Source organism: Paracoccus sediminilitoris (genome assembly GCF_003259195.1).
GTDB lineage: Bacteria > Pseudomonadota > Alphaproteobacteria > Rhodobacterales > Rhodobacteraceae > Paracoccus > Paracoccus sediminilitoris.
The window spans coordinates 208,705-225,611 of record NZ_QJPK01000002.1 but is presented as its reverse complement, the minus strand read 5'-3'; the positions used below and the strand labels follow the sequence as shown (position 1 = coordinate 225,611).

The window sequence follows — 16,907 nt, the reverse complement described above, 5'->3', positions numbered from 1 at the left end:
TCTTACACTTGTTCAGGACAGCCAGACACGGCCATAGGGGGGCAGAATCAGCATGTCGTCATGCAAGGACACCGTTGCGTCCGACAAGATGTCTCGCATGTCGGTCACGCCTTGAAAGCGCAGCCAATTTCCATCGACCTGTTGCCAGTTTTCGGTGAAGTTGAAAAGACAAACAACACTTCCCTGCGGCGCGCGGCGCGCAAAGGCAAAAACTGCGGCATTTGCGCCATCCAGAACCTGGGTGGGATGCCCGCCATGCAGGCGGTCGCAGGATCGGCGCCGCGCCATGATCATCCGCGTGCCATGCAGGATGCGCCCTTGGGTCGAGCCTGCATCTGCGACCGCCTGCGCCGCACCGTCCCAATCCATCGCCGGTCGGTGGATCCAGCGGCTGTCATGGGCATGTTCGGGCACGTCGCGATAGCCGTGATCGTTCAGCAGACCCAGTTCGTCGCCCATATAGATCAGCGGCACCCCGCCAAAGGACGCAATCAAAGCGTGGCCCATCAGGATGCGCTGCACTGCCAGGTCGATGCCCTGTTCGTCGCCCCGCGCCAGCGCGCCCTCCAGCCCCGCCATGGATGCGAAGCTACCCGAGATCCGCTTGTCGCCCGTTTCCGGATTGACTTGGAACAGCGTCCCGTTCGCGAAACTGCCCGGAAAGCCGCCATCATAGAAATCCGACAGAAAGGCCCGGTGCGCCGCGCCCGAGATCCCCAGTGCCGCCGCATCCTCGTCGGTGATGGCCCATCCGATATCGTCGTGACAGCGGATATAGGTGGCATAGGTGGCATTGGTCAGCACGGGCGGGAAATGGGTGGCCAGCACATGGGTCATCAGCCGCGTGTCGCGGGTGGCCAAGGCGCTCCAGAACTGGACCATCAGGCTGTTGTGATAGGCCAGGTTGCCTTCCTTGCCGTCATGTTCGCCCCGCCCGAAATAGGTCAGCATGTCGGCGGGACCGACGATGGCCTCCTCCAGGTGCAGGACGGCATTCGCGGCGATGCGCGTGCAGGCGCGCAGCGCGCGCAGCAGCAGATGCACCTCGGGCTCACCCTGGCAGGTGGTGCCCATGCGTTTCCACATGAAGGCCACCGCGTCCAGCCGCAGCACATCGACGCCCTTGTTGGCCAGGTTCAGCATGATCCGCACGATTTCCAGAAAGACGCGCGGATTGGCCCAGTTCAGATCCCATTGGTGTTCGTTGAAGGTCGTCCAGACCCATTTGTCCAGGTCCGGGTAATGGGTAAAGCTGCCCGGCGCCGTGTCGGGAAAGATCTCGATCAGGCTTTGCTCATAGGCGTTGGGCAGGGTCTGGTCGTCGAACATCAGATACATGTCCTGACAATCCGGATCGTCGGCCACCGCCGCCTGCGCCCATTCATGTTCCTTGGCCGTGTGGTTCAGCACCAGATCCACGCAAAGCGACATGCCCCGCGCCCGCAGCGCCCCAGCCAGCCGCGTCAGATCGGCCATCCGCCCATAGGCCGGGTTCACCTGCCGATAGTCCATCACCGAATAGCCGCCGTCGCTGTCACCGGGGCGCGGCTTGAGGCAGGGCATCAGGTGGACATAGGTCACGCCAAGGTCGCGCAGGTAATCCAGCCGGTCGTGCACGCCCGACAGGTTCCCCGCGAAACGATCGACATAAAAGACATAGCCGACCATCTGCGGGCGCTGGAACCAGTCAGGCTCCAGGTCGCGCGCCAGATCCAGCCGCTTGAGGTCGGCGGGACGCGCGGCCCATCCCTCGCGCAGGGTCTGCAGCAGCTGGTCGCAGAAATCGTCGTAATCGGCGCGTTCGCCGTAAAGCCGTTCCAGCATCGGCCACAGGTCGGCCGCGCTGCGCGACAAGCGCATGTCGAAGATGGTCGCGGCGCTCATGGGCGCGATCCTTCGCACAGCACGAAGGCCACGACGCTTTCCCCGGCAATGCTTTCGCGATCCTCTGCGGCGATATCCGTCGCATCGTCGCGGGCGCTGTCCAGCCTGCGCCGCCAGTGGCTGCCCTTGGGGGCGTCGGGAACCGTGACCATCTGATCCTTACCGTTGTTATAGACGACGAAGATCGCCCCCGGCAGCGCGGCATAGGCGGGCGTGCCGGATGCCATGCGCATCTCGGCCGCCAGCAGGCGCAGCTCGGGGTCGTTCCAATCCTCGGGGCGCATCGGGCCGCCGTCGGCGCGGCGCCAGAACAGGTCCGGCAGGCCGTCCTGTTCGCGGGACTGGCTGTGCAGGAAACGCTTCTGCCGCAGGATCGGATGGGCCTTGCGAAAGGCGATCGCGCGCCGGCAGAAGGCCAGAAAATCGGGATCGGCATTGTCCCAATCGACCCAACCGATGGCATTGTCTTGGCAATAGGCATTGTTGTTGCCACCTTGGGAATTGCCCATCTCATCCCCCGCCAGCAGCATGGGCGTGCCCTGCGACAGCATCAGCGAGGCGATCAGGTTGCGCCGCCGCCGGTCGCGCCGGGCGATGATGCCGGGATCGTCGGTCGGCCCCTCGATGCCCATGTTGTCGGACAGGTTGTGATTGTGGCCGTCGCGGTTGTCCTCGCCATTGGCCTCATTGTGCTTTTCAGCATAGCTGACCGTGTCCATCAGCGTGAACCCGTCATGGGCCGAAACGAAATTCACCGAACTGGTCGCCGCCCGCCCGTCATGGTCGAACCGCGCCGCCGATCCCGCGACGCGCTTGGCCAGCTTGCCGATCAGGCCCGGATCGCCGCGCCAAAAGCCGCGCAGCTGGTCGCGATACCGGTCGTTCCATTCCGCGAAAGGCGCGGGATAGGCCCCCAGCTGATAGCCGCCCTCGCCGATATCCCACGGCTCGGCGATCAGCTTGACGCGGTTCAGGACCGGGTCCTGGCGAATGGCGCGAAAGAACGGCCCGTCCCTGTCGAAGACGCCGCGCGTGCGCCCCAGGACACTGCACAGGTCGAAACGGAAACCGTCGACATGCATCACCTCGACCCAATAGCGCAGGCTGTCCATGACCAGCCGCAGCGTGAAGGGACTGTCCATGTCCAGCACGTTGCCCGTCCCGGCCTCATTCACATAGAACCGCCTATCCTCGGCCAGGCGATAGTAGGAGGCATTGTCCAGACCCCGGAAGGACAGGGTGGGGCCCAGTTCATTGCCTTCGGCGGTGTGGTTATAGACGACGTCCAGGATCACCTCGATCCCGGCCTTGTGGAACCGCGCGACCATCTGCTGGAATTCCGCGATATCGCCGTCGCGCATGTATCGCGGCTCGGGCGCGAAAAACCCATAGGTCATGTAGCCCCAGTAATTCGTCAGCCCCTTGTCCACCAGAAAGCGGTCATCGGCAAAGGCCTGGACCGGCAACAGCTCGATCGCGGTGACGCCCAGCTTTGTCAGGTGGTCCAGCATCGGGTCCGACGCCATCGCCAGATAGCCGCCGCGCCCCGGAATACCCGGCCGCCCGGCGGTCAGGCCCTTCACATGCGCCTCGTAAAGGACGGTGTCGGTCATGGGGCGGCGCAGGGGGCTGTCGTCGCCCCAGGTGAAGGCGGGGTCCACCACCACGCTGCGCGGCACATGGCTGGCGCTGTCGCGGCGGTCATAGGACAGATCGGCATCGGCGTGACCCGCCCGATATCCGAAGACCGCGTCATGGGGGGCCAGCCGACCCGACAGCCGCTTGGCATAGGGGTCGATCAGCAGCTTGTTGGGGTTGAAGCGGTGCCCCTCTTGCGGCTTGTAGGGGCCATGAACGCGGTATCCGTATCGCTGTCCGGGGCGCAGTCCCGCGATATGGCCGTGCCAGACATGGCCGTCGCGTTCGGGCAGGTCGATGCGCGTCTCGCGGTTCTTGTCGTCGAACAGGCACAGCACCACACGGTCGGCATGCCTGGAAAAGAGGGCAAAATTGACACCGGCACCGTCAAAGGTCGCCCCCAGAGGCGCGGGGTGCCCGGCGGTCATCGCATCATGGTCGTTCATCTGCTTGCGGTCAGTCCGGCGTAAAGTTCGGCATAGGCCTTGGCCGACAGCGCCCAACCCACCGGCTGCGCCATCGCGTTCACCTGCAGGCGGGACCATGTTTTCCTGTCCTTGTAAAGGGCGTCCAGCCGCACAAGCGCATTGCGCAGTGCCCCCGCCGTGACAGGCGAGAATTGGATGCCGGTCGCCACCTTGCGCGCCAGCGCCGCGGGTGATGCGTTGATGACCGTATCGGCCAACCCGCCCGTCAGCGCCACGACGGGCACTGTCCCATAACGCAACCCGTAAAGCTGGGTCAGGCCGCAAGGCTCGAACCGCGAGGGCACAAGGATCGCGTCGCCCCCCGCGATCAGCCGATGAGAGAACCCCTCGTCATAGCCAATGCGCACCGCGACATTCGGATTGGCGTCGGCCGCCGCGCGGAAAGCCCGTTCCAGGTCGGGATCGCCCGACCCCAGCAGGGCCAGCTGACCGCCCCGTTCCAACAGCGTCGGCAGGGTTTCCAGAACCAGGTCCAGCCCCTTCTGATGGGTCATGCGCGACACGATCACGCATAGCGGACCATCGGCTTGGGGCAGGCCCATCTCTGCCTGCAGCGCCGTCTTGGCGGCGGCCTTTCCTGCCGGCTTGGCATAGCCCGCGATGGCCGGATCGGTAGCGGGGTTCCAGGCGTCCTCGTCGATGCCGTTCAGGATGCCGTGCAGCGATGCGCAGCGGTGGCGCATCACGCCCTCCAGGCCCATGCCGAATTCCGGGGTCATCAGCTCCTCGGCATAGCTGGGGGATACGGTGGTCAGCGCATCCGCCCCCATCAATCCCGCTTTCAACGCCGAGATCATGCCCCAGAATTCGTAGCCCTCGCTGTGAAAGCGACCGGGGTCCAGCCGCAGGGCATCCAACCGGCCCGGATCGGCGGGACCGGTGAAGGCGATGTTGTGGATGGTCAGGACGGTGCGGACATGGCCCGCATCCATCCGGCGCAGGTATTCCATGGCAAGGCCCGCCTGCCAGTCATGGCCGTGCAGCACCGCCGGGTGCCAATCCCTTGCCCCATGCGCGGCGATATGGGCCCCGACCCAGGACAGCGCCGCAAAGCGTTCCGGGTTGTCGGGCCAGTCGCGCCCGTCCGGCCCCAGATAGGGGTTGCCCGGCCGCGCATAGAGATGCGGCGCGTCGATCACCAGCAGGTCCAGCCCCGCGACAGTAGCGGCAAGAACCCTGGCGGGCCCGCCGAAAAGATCGTCGAAATCAAGAACCGCCTCGGGATCGTTCTGGCCTTGCGTCACGGCCGCCATGACCGCCGGATAGCCCGGCAGCAGGGTGCGCATCTGCACCCCCTGCTGGGCCAGGGCGGCAGGCAGGGCCCCCACGACATCGGCCAGCCCGCCGGTCTTGACCAGCGGCGCGCATTCCGAAGCAACCGACAGAACCTTCATCACAGCGACGCCGCCCGCCTGTCCAGCATGTCCTGGGTGATCAGGGTCACACCCTTGTCGCTGACGCGGAACCACTTGGCGTCGTCCAGCGGGTCCTCGCCCACCACCAACCCTTCGGGGATGGTGACGCCCCGGTCGATGACGACATTGCGCAACCGCGCGTGCCGTTCGACAGTGACATAGGGCAGCACCACCGCGTGATCCAAGATGGCATAGGAATTGGTATGCACCTCGGTGAACAGCAGCGAATTGCGGATTTCCGTCCCCGAGATGATGCAGCCCCCCGACACCATCGAGGATATCGCCACCCCGCGCCGGTCCTTTTCGTCGTGGATGAACTTGGCGGGCGGCTTGCTTTCCGAATAGGTCCAGATCGGCCAGTCGTTGTCCCAAAGATTCAGTTCGGGCGTGAAATCGGTCAGGTCGATATTGGCCTGCCAGAAGGCATCGACCGTACCGACATCCTTCCAATAGGCGGGCGCGCCGGGGCTGCGCACGCAGGACACGTCGAAACGATGCGCCATGGCCTTGCCGTTCTTGACGATGCCGGGGATCAGGTCGGTGCCGAAATCATGGCTGGAATTGGGGTCCTCGGCATCGGCCAACAGCAATTCGCGCAGGAAGGCCCAGTTGAAGACATAGATCCCCATGGAGGCCAGCGCCTTGTCGGGATGGCCGGGCATGGCGGGCGGGTCCTTGGGCTTTTCCAGGAAGGACACGATGCGGCCCTTGTCGTCGACATCCATGACGCCGAAGGCGCTGGCTTCCTCGCGCGGGACGGTCAGGCAGCCGACGGTGACATCGGCGCCGCTTTCGACATGCTCGCGCAGCATCACCTCGTAATCCATCTTGTAGATGTGGTCGCCCGCAAGGATTATGATGTAATCGACATCGTAATCGTCGACGATGTCGATGTTCTGCGTCACCGCATCCGCCGTCCCCTGGTACCAGTGCTGTTCCGAGGTCCGCTGGCTGGCGGGCAGGATGTCCAGGAATTCGTTGCGCTCGGCGCGAAAGAAGTTCCAGCCACGCTGGCAATGACGGATCAGGCTGTGGGCCTTGTATTGCGTGGCGACGGCGATCTTGCGGATGCCGCTGTTCATCGCGTTCGACAGGGCGAAATCGACGATGCGGGTCTTGCCGCCGAAATAGACGGCCGGCTTGACGCGCCGGTCGGTCAGTTCCATCAGGCGGCTGCCGCGCCCCCCGGCCAGCACGAATGCCATGGCACGGCGTGTCAGACGCGTGTTTTCGGCCATGTTCAAATCCTCCCCCAAGTGAAATCAGTTATCGGCGACGAAGATGACGACCGACAGCGGCGGCAGCGTCACCGCCATGCTGGCAGGCTGGCCATCCTGGCCCGCTTCGTCGGCCGTCACGCCGCCCATGTTGCCCATCCCGCTGCCGCCATAGACGGCCGCATCGGTGTTCACCGCTTCGCGCCATTGCCCCGGCTGCGGCACGCCGATGCGGAAATCGGGCCGCGGCACGGGGGTAAAGTTGCACACCACGACCACTGGCGGATCGCCCGCGTTTCCCTTGCGGATCCAGGCATAGGTCGATTGCGCGGGATCGGTGGCGATCCACTGGAAGCCGTCGGCCTCGCAATCCTTGACGTGCAGCGCGGGCTGGGCGCGATACAGGTGGTTCAGGTCGCGCACCAGCGATTGCACGCCCTGGTTCAGCGGCTGACCAGCGGCGTGCCAGTTGAGTTCGCCATTGTGGTTCCATTCCTCGGGCTGGCCGAATTCGCAGCCCATGAACAGCAGCTTCTTGCCCGGATGCCCCCACATGAAGCCGTAATAGGCGCGCAGGTTGGCGAATTGCTGCCATTCGTCGCCGGGCATCTTGTGCAGCATGCTGCCCTTGCCGTGAACGACCTCGTCATGGCTGATCGGCAGGATGAAGTTTTCGCTGAAGGCATACATCAGCCCAAAGCTCATCAGGTCGTGGTGATAGCGGCGGTGGACGGGATCGCGGCTCATATAGCGCAGCGTGTCGTTCATCCAGCCCATGTTCCACTTGAACCCGAAGCCCAGGCCCCCCGTATCCACCGGCGCCGAAACCTTGGGATAGGAGGTGCTTTCCTCGGCCACAGTCATGATGCCGGGGGTCTCGCCATAGGCGGCGATGTTCATCTTCTGCAGGAAATCGATCGCCTCGTAATTCTCGCGGCCGCCGTCCTTGTTGGGCACCCATTCGCCATCCTTGCGCGAATAGTCACGATACAGCATCGAGGCCACCGCATCCACGCGCAGCCCGTCGATATGGTATTCCTGGAACCAATAGATGGCATTGGCGATCAGGAAGTTCTGCACCTCGGTCCGGCCATAATTGTAGATCAGGGTGTTCCAGTCCTGATGGAAGCCTTCGCGCGGATCTTCGTGTTCATAAAGCGCGGTGCCGTCGAAGCGGGCCAGCCCGTGGGCGTCGGTCGGGAAATGCCCCGGCACCCAGTCCAGCAGCACGCCCAGACCCGCCTGATGCACGGCATCGATCAAGTCGCGGAATTCATGCGGCGGGCCGAAGCGGATCGTCGGCGCATAAAGACCCACCGGCTGATAGCCCCATGATCCGTCGAAGGGAAATTCGCTGACCGGCATCAGCTCCAGATGGGTAAAGCCCATATCCTTGGCATAGGCGACAAGATCGCGGGCCATTTCCTGATAGGACAGGGGTCGGCCGCCATCGTCCCATTTGCGCCGCCAGCTGCCCGGATGCACCTCATAGACCGAGATCGGCGCGGTCCGGTCCTGCGCGGTCGCCCGCGACGACATCCAAGCATCATCCTTCCAGCCAAAGCCGCTGATGTCGCGCACCACACTGGCCTTTTCGGGGGGATGCTGGCTGCCGAAACCGACCGGATCGGCCTTTTGCATCACGCCGCCATGCGCATCGACGATCTCGTATTTGTAGAGCGTGCCTTCGGTCAGGTCGGGCAGGAAGATTTCCCAGATGCCGCTGCCACCCAGACGCCGCATCGGGTGGCGCCGCCCGTCCCAACCGTTGAACTGTCCCACCACGGACACGCGCTGCGCATTGGGCGCCCAGACCGCGAAATGCGTGCCCCGCGTGCCTTCATGGGTCATCACATGCGCCCCAAGCGCCTGCCACAGCCGACGATGCGTCCCCTCGCCCAGCAGATGCAGGTCCATGTCGCCCAGGACGGGACCAAAGCGATAGGGATCGTCAAACTCCCATGTCACCCCGCCGCCGCTTTCGGCCTGCAGGCGATAATCCCCCGCGGGGATCGGCCCGGCGAACAGGTCGCCCGCAACGCGCGGCAGGTCGATCAGCTTGCCCCCGCTGATCACCCGCAACGCGGCAAGATCGGGATGATAGACCGTCAGCGACCTGTCCTTGCCCGCACCGCGCGGCCCCAGGATCCGAAAAGGATCGCCGCATCGGCCCCGCTCCAGCGCGATCTGGTCATCGACGGCGGGCAAGGAAGGCTTTGACGTTATTTTCATCGGTCCACTTTATCCGGGTCACAGATTCGGGCAATTCCGAGGTTAACGCTAACCTCTGGTTTTTGATCCGGCTATAGTGGTCTTGTCCGACAAGAACTTCACGACCGAAAGGTGCACGATGACGGAATGGTGGCGCGATGCGGTGATCTATCAGATCTACCCCCGCAGTTTTCAAGACAGCAACGGCGACGGAATCGGCGATCTGCCGGGCATCACCCGTCGTCTGGACCATGTGGCGGGCTTGGGGGCCGATGCGATCTGGCTGTCGCCGATCTTCACCTCGCCGCAGAAGGACATGGGATATGACGTGTCAGATTACACCGACATCGACCCGCTGTTCGGATCGCTGGCCGATTTCGACGCCTTGGTGACACGCGCCCATGATCTGGGCATCAAGGTCATCATCGACCAGGTGATCAGCCATTCCAGCGACAAGCATCCCTGGTTCGCCGAAAGCCGCAGCAGCCGCGACAACGACAAGGCCGACTGGTATGTCTGGGCCGATCCGCGCCCCGACGGGACACCGCCCAACAACTGGCCCTCGGTCTTTGGCGGTCCGGCCTGGGAATGGGATGCGCGCCGCAAGCAATATTACCTGCACAACTTCCTGATCGAACAGCCCGACCTGAACATGTGGAACCCCGCCGTCCAAGACGCCCTGCTGGAGACGATGCGCTTCTGGCTGGAACGCGGCGTGGACGGCTTCCGGCTTGATACGGTCAACTACTATTTCCACGACCGCAAGCTGCGCGCGAACCCGCCCAACCCCGATTACGACGGGCCGGAAACCTATCCGCGCCAGTTGCATGTCCGGTCCAAGAACCAGCCGCAGAACATCGCCTTCCTGAAACGGATGCGCGCGCTGACCGACGAATTCCCCGACCGCATGATGGTTGGAGAGGTCGGCGACGGCGGCCAGACGGCCATCGACATCATGGCCGAATACACCGCCGGCACCGACCGGCTGCACATGTGCTACAGCTTTGAGATGCTCAGCCCGGAATTCACCGCCGCGCATTTCCGCACATGCATCGAGGGCGTACATGTCGGGGCCCCCGACGGCCACAGCTGCTGGAGCTTTTCCAACCACGACGTCATGCGCCATGTCAGCCGGTGGGCCAAATACGCCGCCGATCCCGACACCCTGGCCCGCCAGTCCGCCGCCATGCTGATGTCCTTTCCGGGCACCATCTGCATCTATCAGGGCGAGGAACTGGGTCAGACCGAAACGACGCTAGTTTACGAAGAACTGACAGACCCGCCCGCCCTGCGCTTTTGGCCCGAGGTGAAGGGCCGCGACGGCTGCCGCACGCCGATGGTCTGGGACGCCGATCAGCCCCATGCAGGCTTTTCCGAAGGCACACCCTGGCTGCCGGTCAAGCCCGCGCAGGCCGCCCATGCGGTCGCGGCCCAAGAAGGAACCGGCAGCGTGCTGGCCGCCTATCGCGACACGATCGCCTTCCGTAAATCGCAGCCGGCCCTGCGGTGGGGCGACACGCGGTTCCTGGACCTGCCCGAGCCGATCCTGGCCTTCACCCGGACTCAGGATGAACGGTCGCTGACCTGCGTCTTCAACCTGTCGGCCGAACCCGTGACGCTGAACCTGTCGCAGGACAGCGCGCTTTGCGGTCCCGGTCATGCCACCTTGGACGGCCGCTCGCTGAGCCTGCCCGCCAACGGTTTCGCATGGCTGGACGGTCAGCCCGGCCTGGCGGCCTGAACGTGGCCGCCTGATCTTGGCTGCGACCGGGGACAGCCCCGGTCGCATGCCGTTGCCGCCGGTCAGGTCGCGGGCGGCAGGGCGATGCCGCGCTGCCACCCTGGGGCCTCGCTGAAGGCCTGAACCATGTGATCGACGAACAGCCGCGTCTTGCGGGGCATGGGCTTGGCGGGCGGCCAGACGACGCTGATCGGCAGCAGCTCCTGCGGCAGGTCCGGCAGCAGCTGCACCAGACGCCCGTCCCGGATCGCATCGTCCACGATGAACAGCGGCAGCAGCGCCAGACCGATGCCGCCCAGTGCCATGTCGCGCATCGCCTCGCCGTTATTGGCGGTGATGCGGCCCTGCGCGGGGGGCTGGGTACCCGCGCCGTAAGGCCAGATGTCGGACAGGCGGACATTCAGATAGCCGATGCAATCATGCCCCCCAAGGTCGTCGGGATGCCGGATGTCGCCATGGCGCGCCAGGTATTCGGGGCTGGCCACCAGCGTGCGCGGGTCCTGGCACAGGCGCCGCGCCATCAGGCTGCTGTCGCGCAACTGCCCGATGCGCAACGCCACGTCGTATCCCGCCCGCCCCAGGTCGGTGTTGCGGTCGTCGTAATCCAGCACGATCTCCAGCGCGGGATGCGTGCGGGCGAAATTGGCGATGATCGGGCCCAGGTGGCGGATGCCGAAACTCATCGGGGCGGCGATGGCCAGACGGCCGCGCAGGGGGGTTTCGGCCCCCCCGATGTTTTCGGTCGCGGCCACCAGTTCGGCCAGCGCGGGACGCAGCCGGTCGGCCAGGGCCCAGGCGCTGTCGGTGGGCGTGATGCGACCCGCGTGACGCGTGAACAGCGGCACCCCCAGCGTCGCCTCGAATTCGCTGATGCGCTTGCTGACCACCGATTTCGACAGGTCCGCCCGCACCGCCGCGCCCGAGATGCTGCCGGCGTCCAGGACGGCCAGGAAGGTGCGGATATCGGTCAGGGTCCATGTCATCCCCCGACCATAGCGCCCCGCCGACCGTTCGCAAGAACCGAACACGGCGTTGCCTGCGCGACGGGTGTCACGAACGACCGCCCGGGTGCATATTCCCCTCAACGCTTATCGAAAGGGGCATCCCATGCAACTGACCGGCATCCACCACCTGACGGCGATCACCGCCGACGCACCCGCCAACAACCGCTTCTATACCCAGACCCTGGGCCTGCGCCGCGTCAAGAAGACGGTGAACCAGGACGACACCTCGGCCTATCACCTGTTCTTCGCCGACGGGGCGGGCACCCCCGGCACCGACATCACCTTCTTCGACTGGCCCGCCGCCCGCGAACGCCGCGGCACCAATGCCATCACCCGCACCGGCCTGCGCGTGGACGAGGCCAGCCTGGATTACTGGGCCGACCGCCTGTCCGGCCTGGGCGTCAGCACCGGCCAGATCGCCACGCTGGACGGCCGTCCCAGCCTTGATGTCGAGGATGCCGAGGGCCAGCGCCTGCGCCTGGTCGCCGCCCCGCAGCCCGTGGGCGAACCCTGGGCCGACAGCGACGTGCCCGCCGAACACCAGATCCGCGGCCTGGGTCCGATCACCATTTCCGTCGCCGAGCTGGGCCCGACCGAGGCCGTGCTGACCCAGGTGATGAACATGCGCAAGCTCCGCGACTATGCCAGCCCCGACGGGCAGGGCCAGGTGCATGTCTTTTCCATGGGCGAAGGCGGGGCGGCTGCGGAACTGCATGTGGCGGTCCAGCCCGACCTGCCCCGCGCGCGCCAGGGGGCCGGCGGCGTCCACCACGTCGCCTTCCGCGTGCCCGACAATGCGGCACTGACCGAATGGACGAACCGCGTCGCGAAATACCGGGTCCCCAGCTCGGGCGAGGTCGAGCGTTATTACTTCCGGTCGCTTTACTTCCGCGAACCGGGTGGCAATCTGTTCGAACTGGCCACCGACGGCCCGGGCTTTGACGTGGACGAACCGCGTGACAGCATGGGCCAAGGCCTGTCGCTGCCCCCCTTCCTGGAAGGCAAGCGCGCTGCAATCGAGGCCAAGCTGAAGCCCCTGGCCTGAACCGTGAAAGGAACGACGCCATGACCACCATCCTGGGACTTGCCGGAAGCCTGCGACAGGCGTCTTTCAACGCAGGCCTTCTGCGCGCCGCCCGTGACGGCGCGCAGGGGGTGACCCTGACCATCGGCGACATCGCCCAGGTGCCGCTTTACGATGGCGACGCCGAGGCGGCCCACGGCCTGCCCCCCGCCGTCAAGACCCTGCAAGAGCAGCTGGCCGCCGCCGATGGGCTGCTGATGGTGACGCCGGAATACAACAACGGCGTTCCCGGCGTCTTCAAAAACGTGATCGACTGGATGTCGCGCGGCGACGGAATGAAACTGTTCAAGGGCAAGCCCGTGGCGCTGATCGGCGCCACGCCCGGTGGTTTCGGCACCACGCTGGCACAGGCGCATTGGATGCCTGTCTTCCGTTTCCTGCAGGTGCGTCCCTGGCTGGAGGGTCGGATGACGGTCGCGGGGGCGGGCAAGCTGTTCGACGACCAGGGCAACCTGACTGATGAAAAGACCCGTCAACAGGTGAATGAATTCGTCGCGGGCTTTGCCGCCAGCCTGTGAATGGACCGCCTGGCCGCCGACCGCATGTTCGTCCAGGTCGTCCGCATGGGCGGCTTTTCGGCGGCGGCCGCGCGGGCGGGGGTGTCGCCGGGTCAGGCGTCCAAGCTGGTCTCTCGGCTAGAATCGCATCTGGGCCTGCGCCTGCTGACCCGCACCACCCGCGCCATCAGCCTGACCCCCGAGGGCGAGGCCTATCTGGCCAGCATCGCCGCCATCCTGGACCAGTTGGACGACCTGGATGACAGCCTGCGCGATGCCGCTGCCAATCCTTCGGGTCTGCTGCGGCTGACCGCGCCGCTGACCTTCGGCACGGTGCAGCTGATGCCGGCGCTGAGCGATTTCGCCCGTGCCCATCCCGCCGTGACCCTGCAGGTGGATTTCACCGACGACATCGTCAGCCTGGCCCAGCAGGGTTTCGATCTGGCCATCCGCGCGGGCCAGCCCCGCGATTCGACGCTGGTGGGGCGCAGGCTGGCGGTGATGCGCATCCAGGTCGTCGCAGCGCCCGCCTACTTGGCGGCGCGGGGCACGCCGCAACGGCCCGAAGATCTGCGCGACCACGCCATCATCACCGACCTGAACTTTGCCCAGCCCGACGATTGGCAATTCCAGGACGGCAGCAGGCGGGTCACCTTGTCCCTGCCCGGTCGCCTGCGGTTTTCCAACGCCGAAGCCTGCGTCAGTGCCGCCATCGCGGGGCTTGGCGTGACCCGCGTGCCGGATTTCATCGCCGCCCCCGCGATCCGCGATGGCGCCCTGACCCAGCTTTTTGCCCCGATGACACCCCAGCAGGTGCCGATCATGGCGATCACGCCTCCGGGGCGGCACATGCCCGCGCGGGTCCGGTTGCTGGTCGATTTCCTGCGCGACAGATGGGGACCGGATCACCGATGGGACAATTGATTCCGATACGGCACAAATCTTCTTCCCAAGGGCCGGATTATCGCGGGGATCGTCATGATCCATATCGGGGGCCAGACACAGGCCCCTGACGGGCCCGAAAGGACAGACCGATGCTTGCCACCCAGATTGACCGTCTTCGCAACCCCGACCTAGCCGCGCTGATCCTGCGCGTGACGCTTGGGGTCCTGTTTCTGGTCCATGCGGGTCTGAAGGTCTTTGTCTTCACCCCCGCCGGCACAGCGCAATACTTCGGCTCGATCGGCCTGCCAGGTTTCCTGGCCTATCTGACCATCGCGGCGGAACTGCTGGGCGGGATCGCCCTGATCATCGGGCTGCAGGTCCGCGTGGTGGCGCTGGCCCTGGTGCCGCTGATGCTGGGCACCATCATCTTTTCGCATGGCGCCAACGGTTTCTTCTTCAACAATCAGGGCGGCGGATGGGAATATCCTGCTTTCTGGGCCATCGCGCTGATCGTTCAGGCGCTGATCGGTCCGGGTGCCGCCGCCATCAGCAACAAGTAGGGTCCACCTCATGTCCCCCAAGCGCACCATCGAACAGGTTGTTCTGCGGGTCCGCGACCTGCCCGCCATGACCGCCTTCTATGAAAATGCCATCGGCCTGCGGGTCATGGGCCGCGACGGGGACAGCCTGCAGCTGGGGGTGGGCGGCAACGTGCTGGTCACGCTGCTGTCCGACCCCGACGCGATCCCCGCCGACCCCGCGCAGGCGGGACTGTACCACACCGCCTTCCTGCTGCCGTCGCGGGCCGATCTGTCGCGCTGGCTGCGCCACGCGGCCGATATCGGGCTGCGGCTGTCGGGCGCCTCGGATCACGGCGTCAGCGAGGCGCTGTACCTGACCGACCCCGAGGGCAACGGCATCGAGATCTATCGCGACCGCCCCGAGAGCGACTGGCAGCGGACCGGCGACCGGGTGCAGATGACGACCCGGCGGCTGGACCTGTTCGCGCTGTCCCAGCACACCACCGACAGCTGGCAGGGTGCGCCCCTGGGGACCGGCATCGGGCATGTCCACCTGCAGGTGGGCGATGTCGATCTGGCCGGTCGCTTCATGACAGGGGATCTGGGCCTGACGCGCAGCTTCGATGCCCCCGATGCCGCCTGGTTCGGCTGGAACGGTTATCACCACCATCTGGCGGTCAATGCCTGGAACAGCGGGGGCGCAGGCCCCCGCGATCCGCGCATGGCGGGCCTAGTGCAGATCGTCGTCGCCGCCCCCGACCGCGCCGGAGAGGTTCTGACCGACCCTTGGGGCACCAGCTTTCGCATGATCTGAGGCCAGCAGGCTGGCCAGCCATTCGCTGGCCAGCCGCAGGTCCTCTGCGGCCAGTTCATGTCCCGCATCGACGCGCAGCATCCGCGCCTCTGCGCCGGTGCTGTCCAGCCACGCCTGCAGGGCGGGCGCATGGATCCCATAGGGATCGCGCGCACCCTGCAACCCCAGGACCTGCACCCCAGTCAGATCGACCGAGGGCGGGTCCTGCAGCGCCAGCATGGGCCGCAGCAGGATCGCGCGCCGGATCAGCCCCGGATGCAACCCCATCACCGCAGCCGCGAAATTCGCGCCGTTGGAATAGCCCAGAACCGTCAGCCGCGCCGGGTCCAACCCATAGCTGGCGATGGCACCCGTCCAGAATTCGGCAAAGGCCGCGGCCTCGGCGCGGATGTCATCCTGGTCGAAGCGATCCATAGACAGGCGGCGGAAAAACCGCGCCACGCCTTCCTCGGTCGATCGGCCGCGCAGGCCCAGCAGGCGGGCGCGCGGGGCGATGCGATGAGCCAGCGGCATCAGGTCGGTTTCCGACCCGCCAGTGCCGTGCAGCAGGATCATGGCGCTGCCATCGGGGTCCTCGGGCTGGTGCAGGCGGTGGGTGAAGGGCAGATCGCGCATGGGGGTCCTTTCCTCGCCCGGGCGGGCGAATTGCGGCAAGTGCAGCCGCAGGTCGATGGTATCGTCGAAATGTGGCGGCACCATCAGGGTGCTGCCGGGGCGGTCTTCGTCCACGGCCATGCCGGGGCCGTCGGTGGCCAGCTCGATTAGAGTGCCGGCCGGTTCGCGCACGTAAAGCGAGGTGAAATACCGCCGGTCATGCAGCGTCGTGTCCGCCAACCGCGCCTGATGGGCACGGATGGCATCGACATCGGGCATCCGCAGGGCGACATGGTCGATCATCCCCGTGCCCGGAATGCCCGGCACGAAGCCGCCCGCATCGCGGATATCCAAGTGGTCGCTGTCCGAAACCAGCCGCGTGATCCCCTCGCCCACCATCCCGCGGTGATAACCGAAGGGGCCCAGAAAGGCGGCGGTGGCGGCGGGGTCTTCCGACCACAGCGTCACCCCGGCCAGGCGCACCGGCGCGGCAGGCCACCCGTCATCGGGCAGATCGCGCCCGACCAGCGTGACCATGATGCCGTCGGGATCCTTCAACCGCAGCACCGTGTCGCCCAGGTGCCGCAGGGGGCCCTGCACCGTGATGCCATGCTGCAGCGCGCGGGTCAGCCAGTCGCCCATCCGCAGGCGCGGCACGGCCAGCGCGATCTCGGCCACCTGGCCATGGCCCACGCGACCGGCGGCCCCGTCCTGCCAGACCAGAAAGCTGACCAGCGTGCCGGGACGGCCCTGCGCATCGCCATAGAACAAATGCAGCTGGGCGGCGTCTTCGAACCCCGCCGTCTGCTTGACCAGGGACAGGCCCAGAAAGCCCATCCAGAAATCAACATTGGCCTGCACGTTGCGCGTGATGGCCGTGACGTGATGAAGTCCGGTTGTCATGGGACACCTTC

At 65.8% G+C, this 16,907-nt stretch carries 13 protein-coding genes; 6 read left to right on the top strand and 7 right to left on the bottom strand.

Annotated elements, in window-relative coordinates:
* Positions 1-12: 12 nt before the first annotated feature.
* From DKT70_RS04995 to glgB, 5 genes are read right to left on the bottom strand one after another with little or no spacing between them, the layout of a single operon-like run.
* On the bottom strand, positions 13-1,884 hold the full coding sequence (locus tag DKT70_RS04995; RefSeq protein WP_233490425.1) for an alpha-amylase family protein: 1,872 nt from the start codon (positions 1,882-1,884) through the stop codon (positions 13-15).
* A complete protein-coding gene (glgX, locus tag DKT70_RS04990) occupies positions 1,881-3,968 on the bottom strand; it encodes a glycogen debranching protein GlgX (RefSeq protein WP_111558104.1) in 2,088 nt (695 codons plus the stop codon). Before glgX ends, DKT70_RS04995 begins: the two co-directional genes overlap by 4 nt.
* Positions 3,965-5,404, bottom strand: coding sequence for a glycogen synthase GlgA (gene glgA / locus DKT70_RS04985; protein WP_111558103.1), 1,440 nt, complete (start codon positions 5,402-5,404; stop codon positions 3,965-3,967). The genes glgX and glgA overlap by 4 nt, the downstream gene beginning before the upstream one ends.
* Entirely contained in the window at positions 5,404-6,663 is a 1,260-nt protein-coding gene (gene glgC, locus DKT70_RS04980) for a glucose-1-phosphate adenylyltransferase (RefSeq protein ID WP_111558102.1), read from the bottom strand. Before glgC ends, glgA begins: the two co-directional genes overlap by 1 nt.
* 24 nt (positions 6,664-6,687) lie before the next feature.
* A complete protein-coding gene (glgB, locus tag DKT70_RS04975; protein ID WP_111558101.1) occupies positions 6,688-8,874 on the bottom strand; it encodes a 1,4-alpha-glucan branching protein GlgB in 2,187 nt (728 codons plus the stop codon).
* Positions 8,875-8,992: 118 nt separating this feature from the next.
* Between glgB and DKT70_RS04970 the strand changes: the two genes are divergently transcribed.
* Positions 8,993-10,594, top strand: coding sequence for an alpha-glucosidase family protein (locus tag DKT70_RS04970; protein WP_111558100.1), 1,602 nt, complete (start codon positions 8,993-8,995; stop codon positions 10,592-10,594).
* Between the two features lie 62 nt (positions 10,595-10,656).
* Here DKT70_RS04970 and DKT70_RS04965 read toward each other — a convergent pair whose 3' ends face one another.
* Entirely contained in the window at positions 10,657-11,577 is a 921-nt protein-coding gene (locus DKT70_RS04965; protein ID WP_111558220.1) for a LysR family transcriptional regulator, read from the bottom strand.
* A gap of 124 nt (positions 11,578-11,701) precedes the next feature.
* Between DKT70_RS04965 and DKT70_RS04960 the strand changes: the two genes are divergently transcribed.
* The 5 genes from DKT70_RS04960 to DKT70_RS04940 all read left to right on the top strand — a co-directional run bounded on the left by DKT70_RS04960 (position 11,702) and on the right by DKT70_RS04940 (position 15,399).
* Positions 11,702-12,643: a ring-cleaving dioxygenase gene (locus DKT70_RS04960; protein WP_111558099.1), complete on the top strand. Its 942-nt coding sequence runs from the start codon at positions 11,702-11,704 to the stop codon at positions 12,641-12,643.
* A gap of 20 nt (positions 12,644-12,663) precedes the next feature.
* On the top strand, positions 12,664-13,200 hold the full coding sequence (locus tag DKT70_RS04955) for an NADPH-dependent FMN reductase (protein ID WP_111558098.1): 537 nt from the start codon (positions 12,664-12,666) through the stop codon (positions 13,198-13,200).
* Positions 13,201-14,103 carry a LysR family transcriptional regulator gene (locus tag DKT70_RS04950; protein ID WP_111558097.1) on the top strand — a complete coding sequence of 301 codons (903 nt, stop codon included), beginning with the start codon at positions 13,201-13,203 and terminating at the stop codon, positions 14,101-14,103.
* A 110-nt stretch (positions 14,104-14,213) separates the two neighbouring features.
* On the top strand, positions 14,214-14,624 hold the full coding sequence (locus tag DKT70_RS04945; protein WP_111558096.1) for a DoxX family protein: 411 nt from the start codon (positions 14,214-14,216) through the stop codon (positions 14,622-14,624).
* Between the two features lie 10 nt (positions 14,625-14,634).
* On the top strand, positions 14,635-15,399 hold the full coding sequence (locus DKT70_RS04940; RefSeq protein WP_111558095.1) for a VOC family protein: 765 nt from the start codon (positions 14,635-14,637) through the stop codon (positions 15,397-15,399).
* Here the strand turns inward: DKT70_RS04940 and DKT70_RS04935 are convergent.
* Positions 15,316-16,896, bottom strand: coding sequence for a VOC family protein (locus tag DKT70_RS04935; protein WP_111558094.1), 1,581 nt, complete (start codon positions 16,894-16,896; stop codon positions 15,316-15,318). The genes DKT70_RS04940 and DKT70_RS04935 overlap by 84 nt on opposite strands.
* Between the last annotated feature and the right edge of the window lie 11 nt (positions 16,897-16,907).

Excerpts from the sequence above, each read along its gene's own strand:
- DKT70_RS04995 (WP_233490425.1), bottom strand. The coding sequence starts at position 1,884 with ATGAGCGCCGCGACCATCTTCGACATGCGCTTGTCGCGCAGCGCGGCC.
- glgX (WP_111558104.1), bottom strand. The coding sequence starts at position 3,968 with ATGAACGACCATGATGCGATGACCGCCGGGCACCCCGCGCCTCTGGGG.
- glgA (WP_111558103.1), bottom strand. The coding sequence starts at position 5,404 with ATGAAGGTTCTGTCGGTTGCTTCGGAATGCGCGCCGCTGGTCAAGACC.
- glgC (WP_111558102.1), bottom strand. The coding sequence starts at position 6,663 with ATGGCCGAAAACACGCGTCTGACACGCCGTGCCATGGCATTCGTGCTG.
- glgB (WP_111558101.1), bottom strand. The coding sequence starts at position 8,874 with ATGAAAATAACGTCAAAGCCTTCCTTGCCCGCCGTCGATGACCAGATC.
- DKT70_RS04970 (WP_111558100.1), top strand. The coding sequence starts at position 8,993 with ATGACGGAATGGTGGCGCGATGCGGTGATCTATCAGATCTACCCCCGC.
- DKT70_RS04965 (WP_111558220.1), bottom strand. The coding sequence starts at position 11,577 with ATGACATGGACCCTGACCGATATCCGCACCTTCCTGGCCGTCCTGGAC.
- DKT70_RS04960 (WP_111558099.1), top strand. The coding sequence starts at position 11,702 with ATGCAACTGACCGGCATCCACCACCTGACGGCGATCACCGCCGACGCA.
- DKT70_RS04955 (WP_111558098.1), top strand. The coding sequence starts at position 12,664 with ATGACCACCATCCTGGGACTTGCCGGAAGCCTGCGACAGGCGTCTTTC.
- DKT70_RS04950 (WP_111558097.1), top strand. The coding sequence starts at position 13,201 with ATGGACCGCCTGGCCGCCGACCGCATGTTCGTCCAGGTCGTCCGCATG.
- DKT70_RS04945 (WP_111558096.1), top strand. The coding sequence starts at position 14,214 with ATGCTTGCCACCCAGATTGACCGTCTTCGCAACCCCGACCTAGCCGCG.
- DKT70_RS04940 (WP_111558095.1), top strand. The coding sequence starts at position 14,635 with ATGTCCCCCAAGCGCACCATCGAACAGGTTGTTCTGCGGGTCCGCGAC.
- DKT70_RS04935 (WP_111558094.1), bottom strand. The coding sequence starts at position 16,896 with ATGACAACCGGACTTCATCACGTCACGGCCATCACGCGCAACGTGCAG.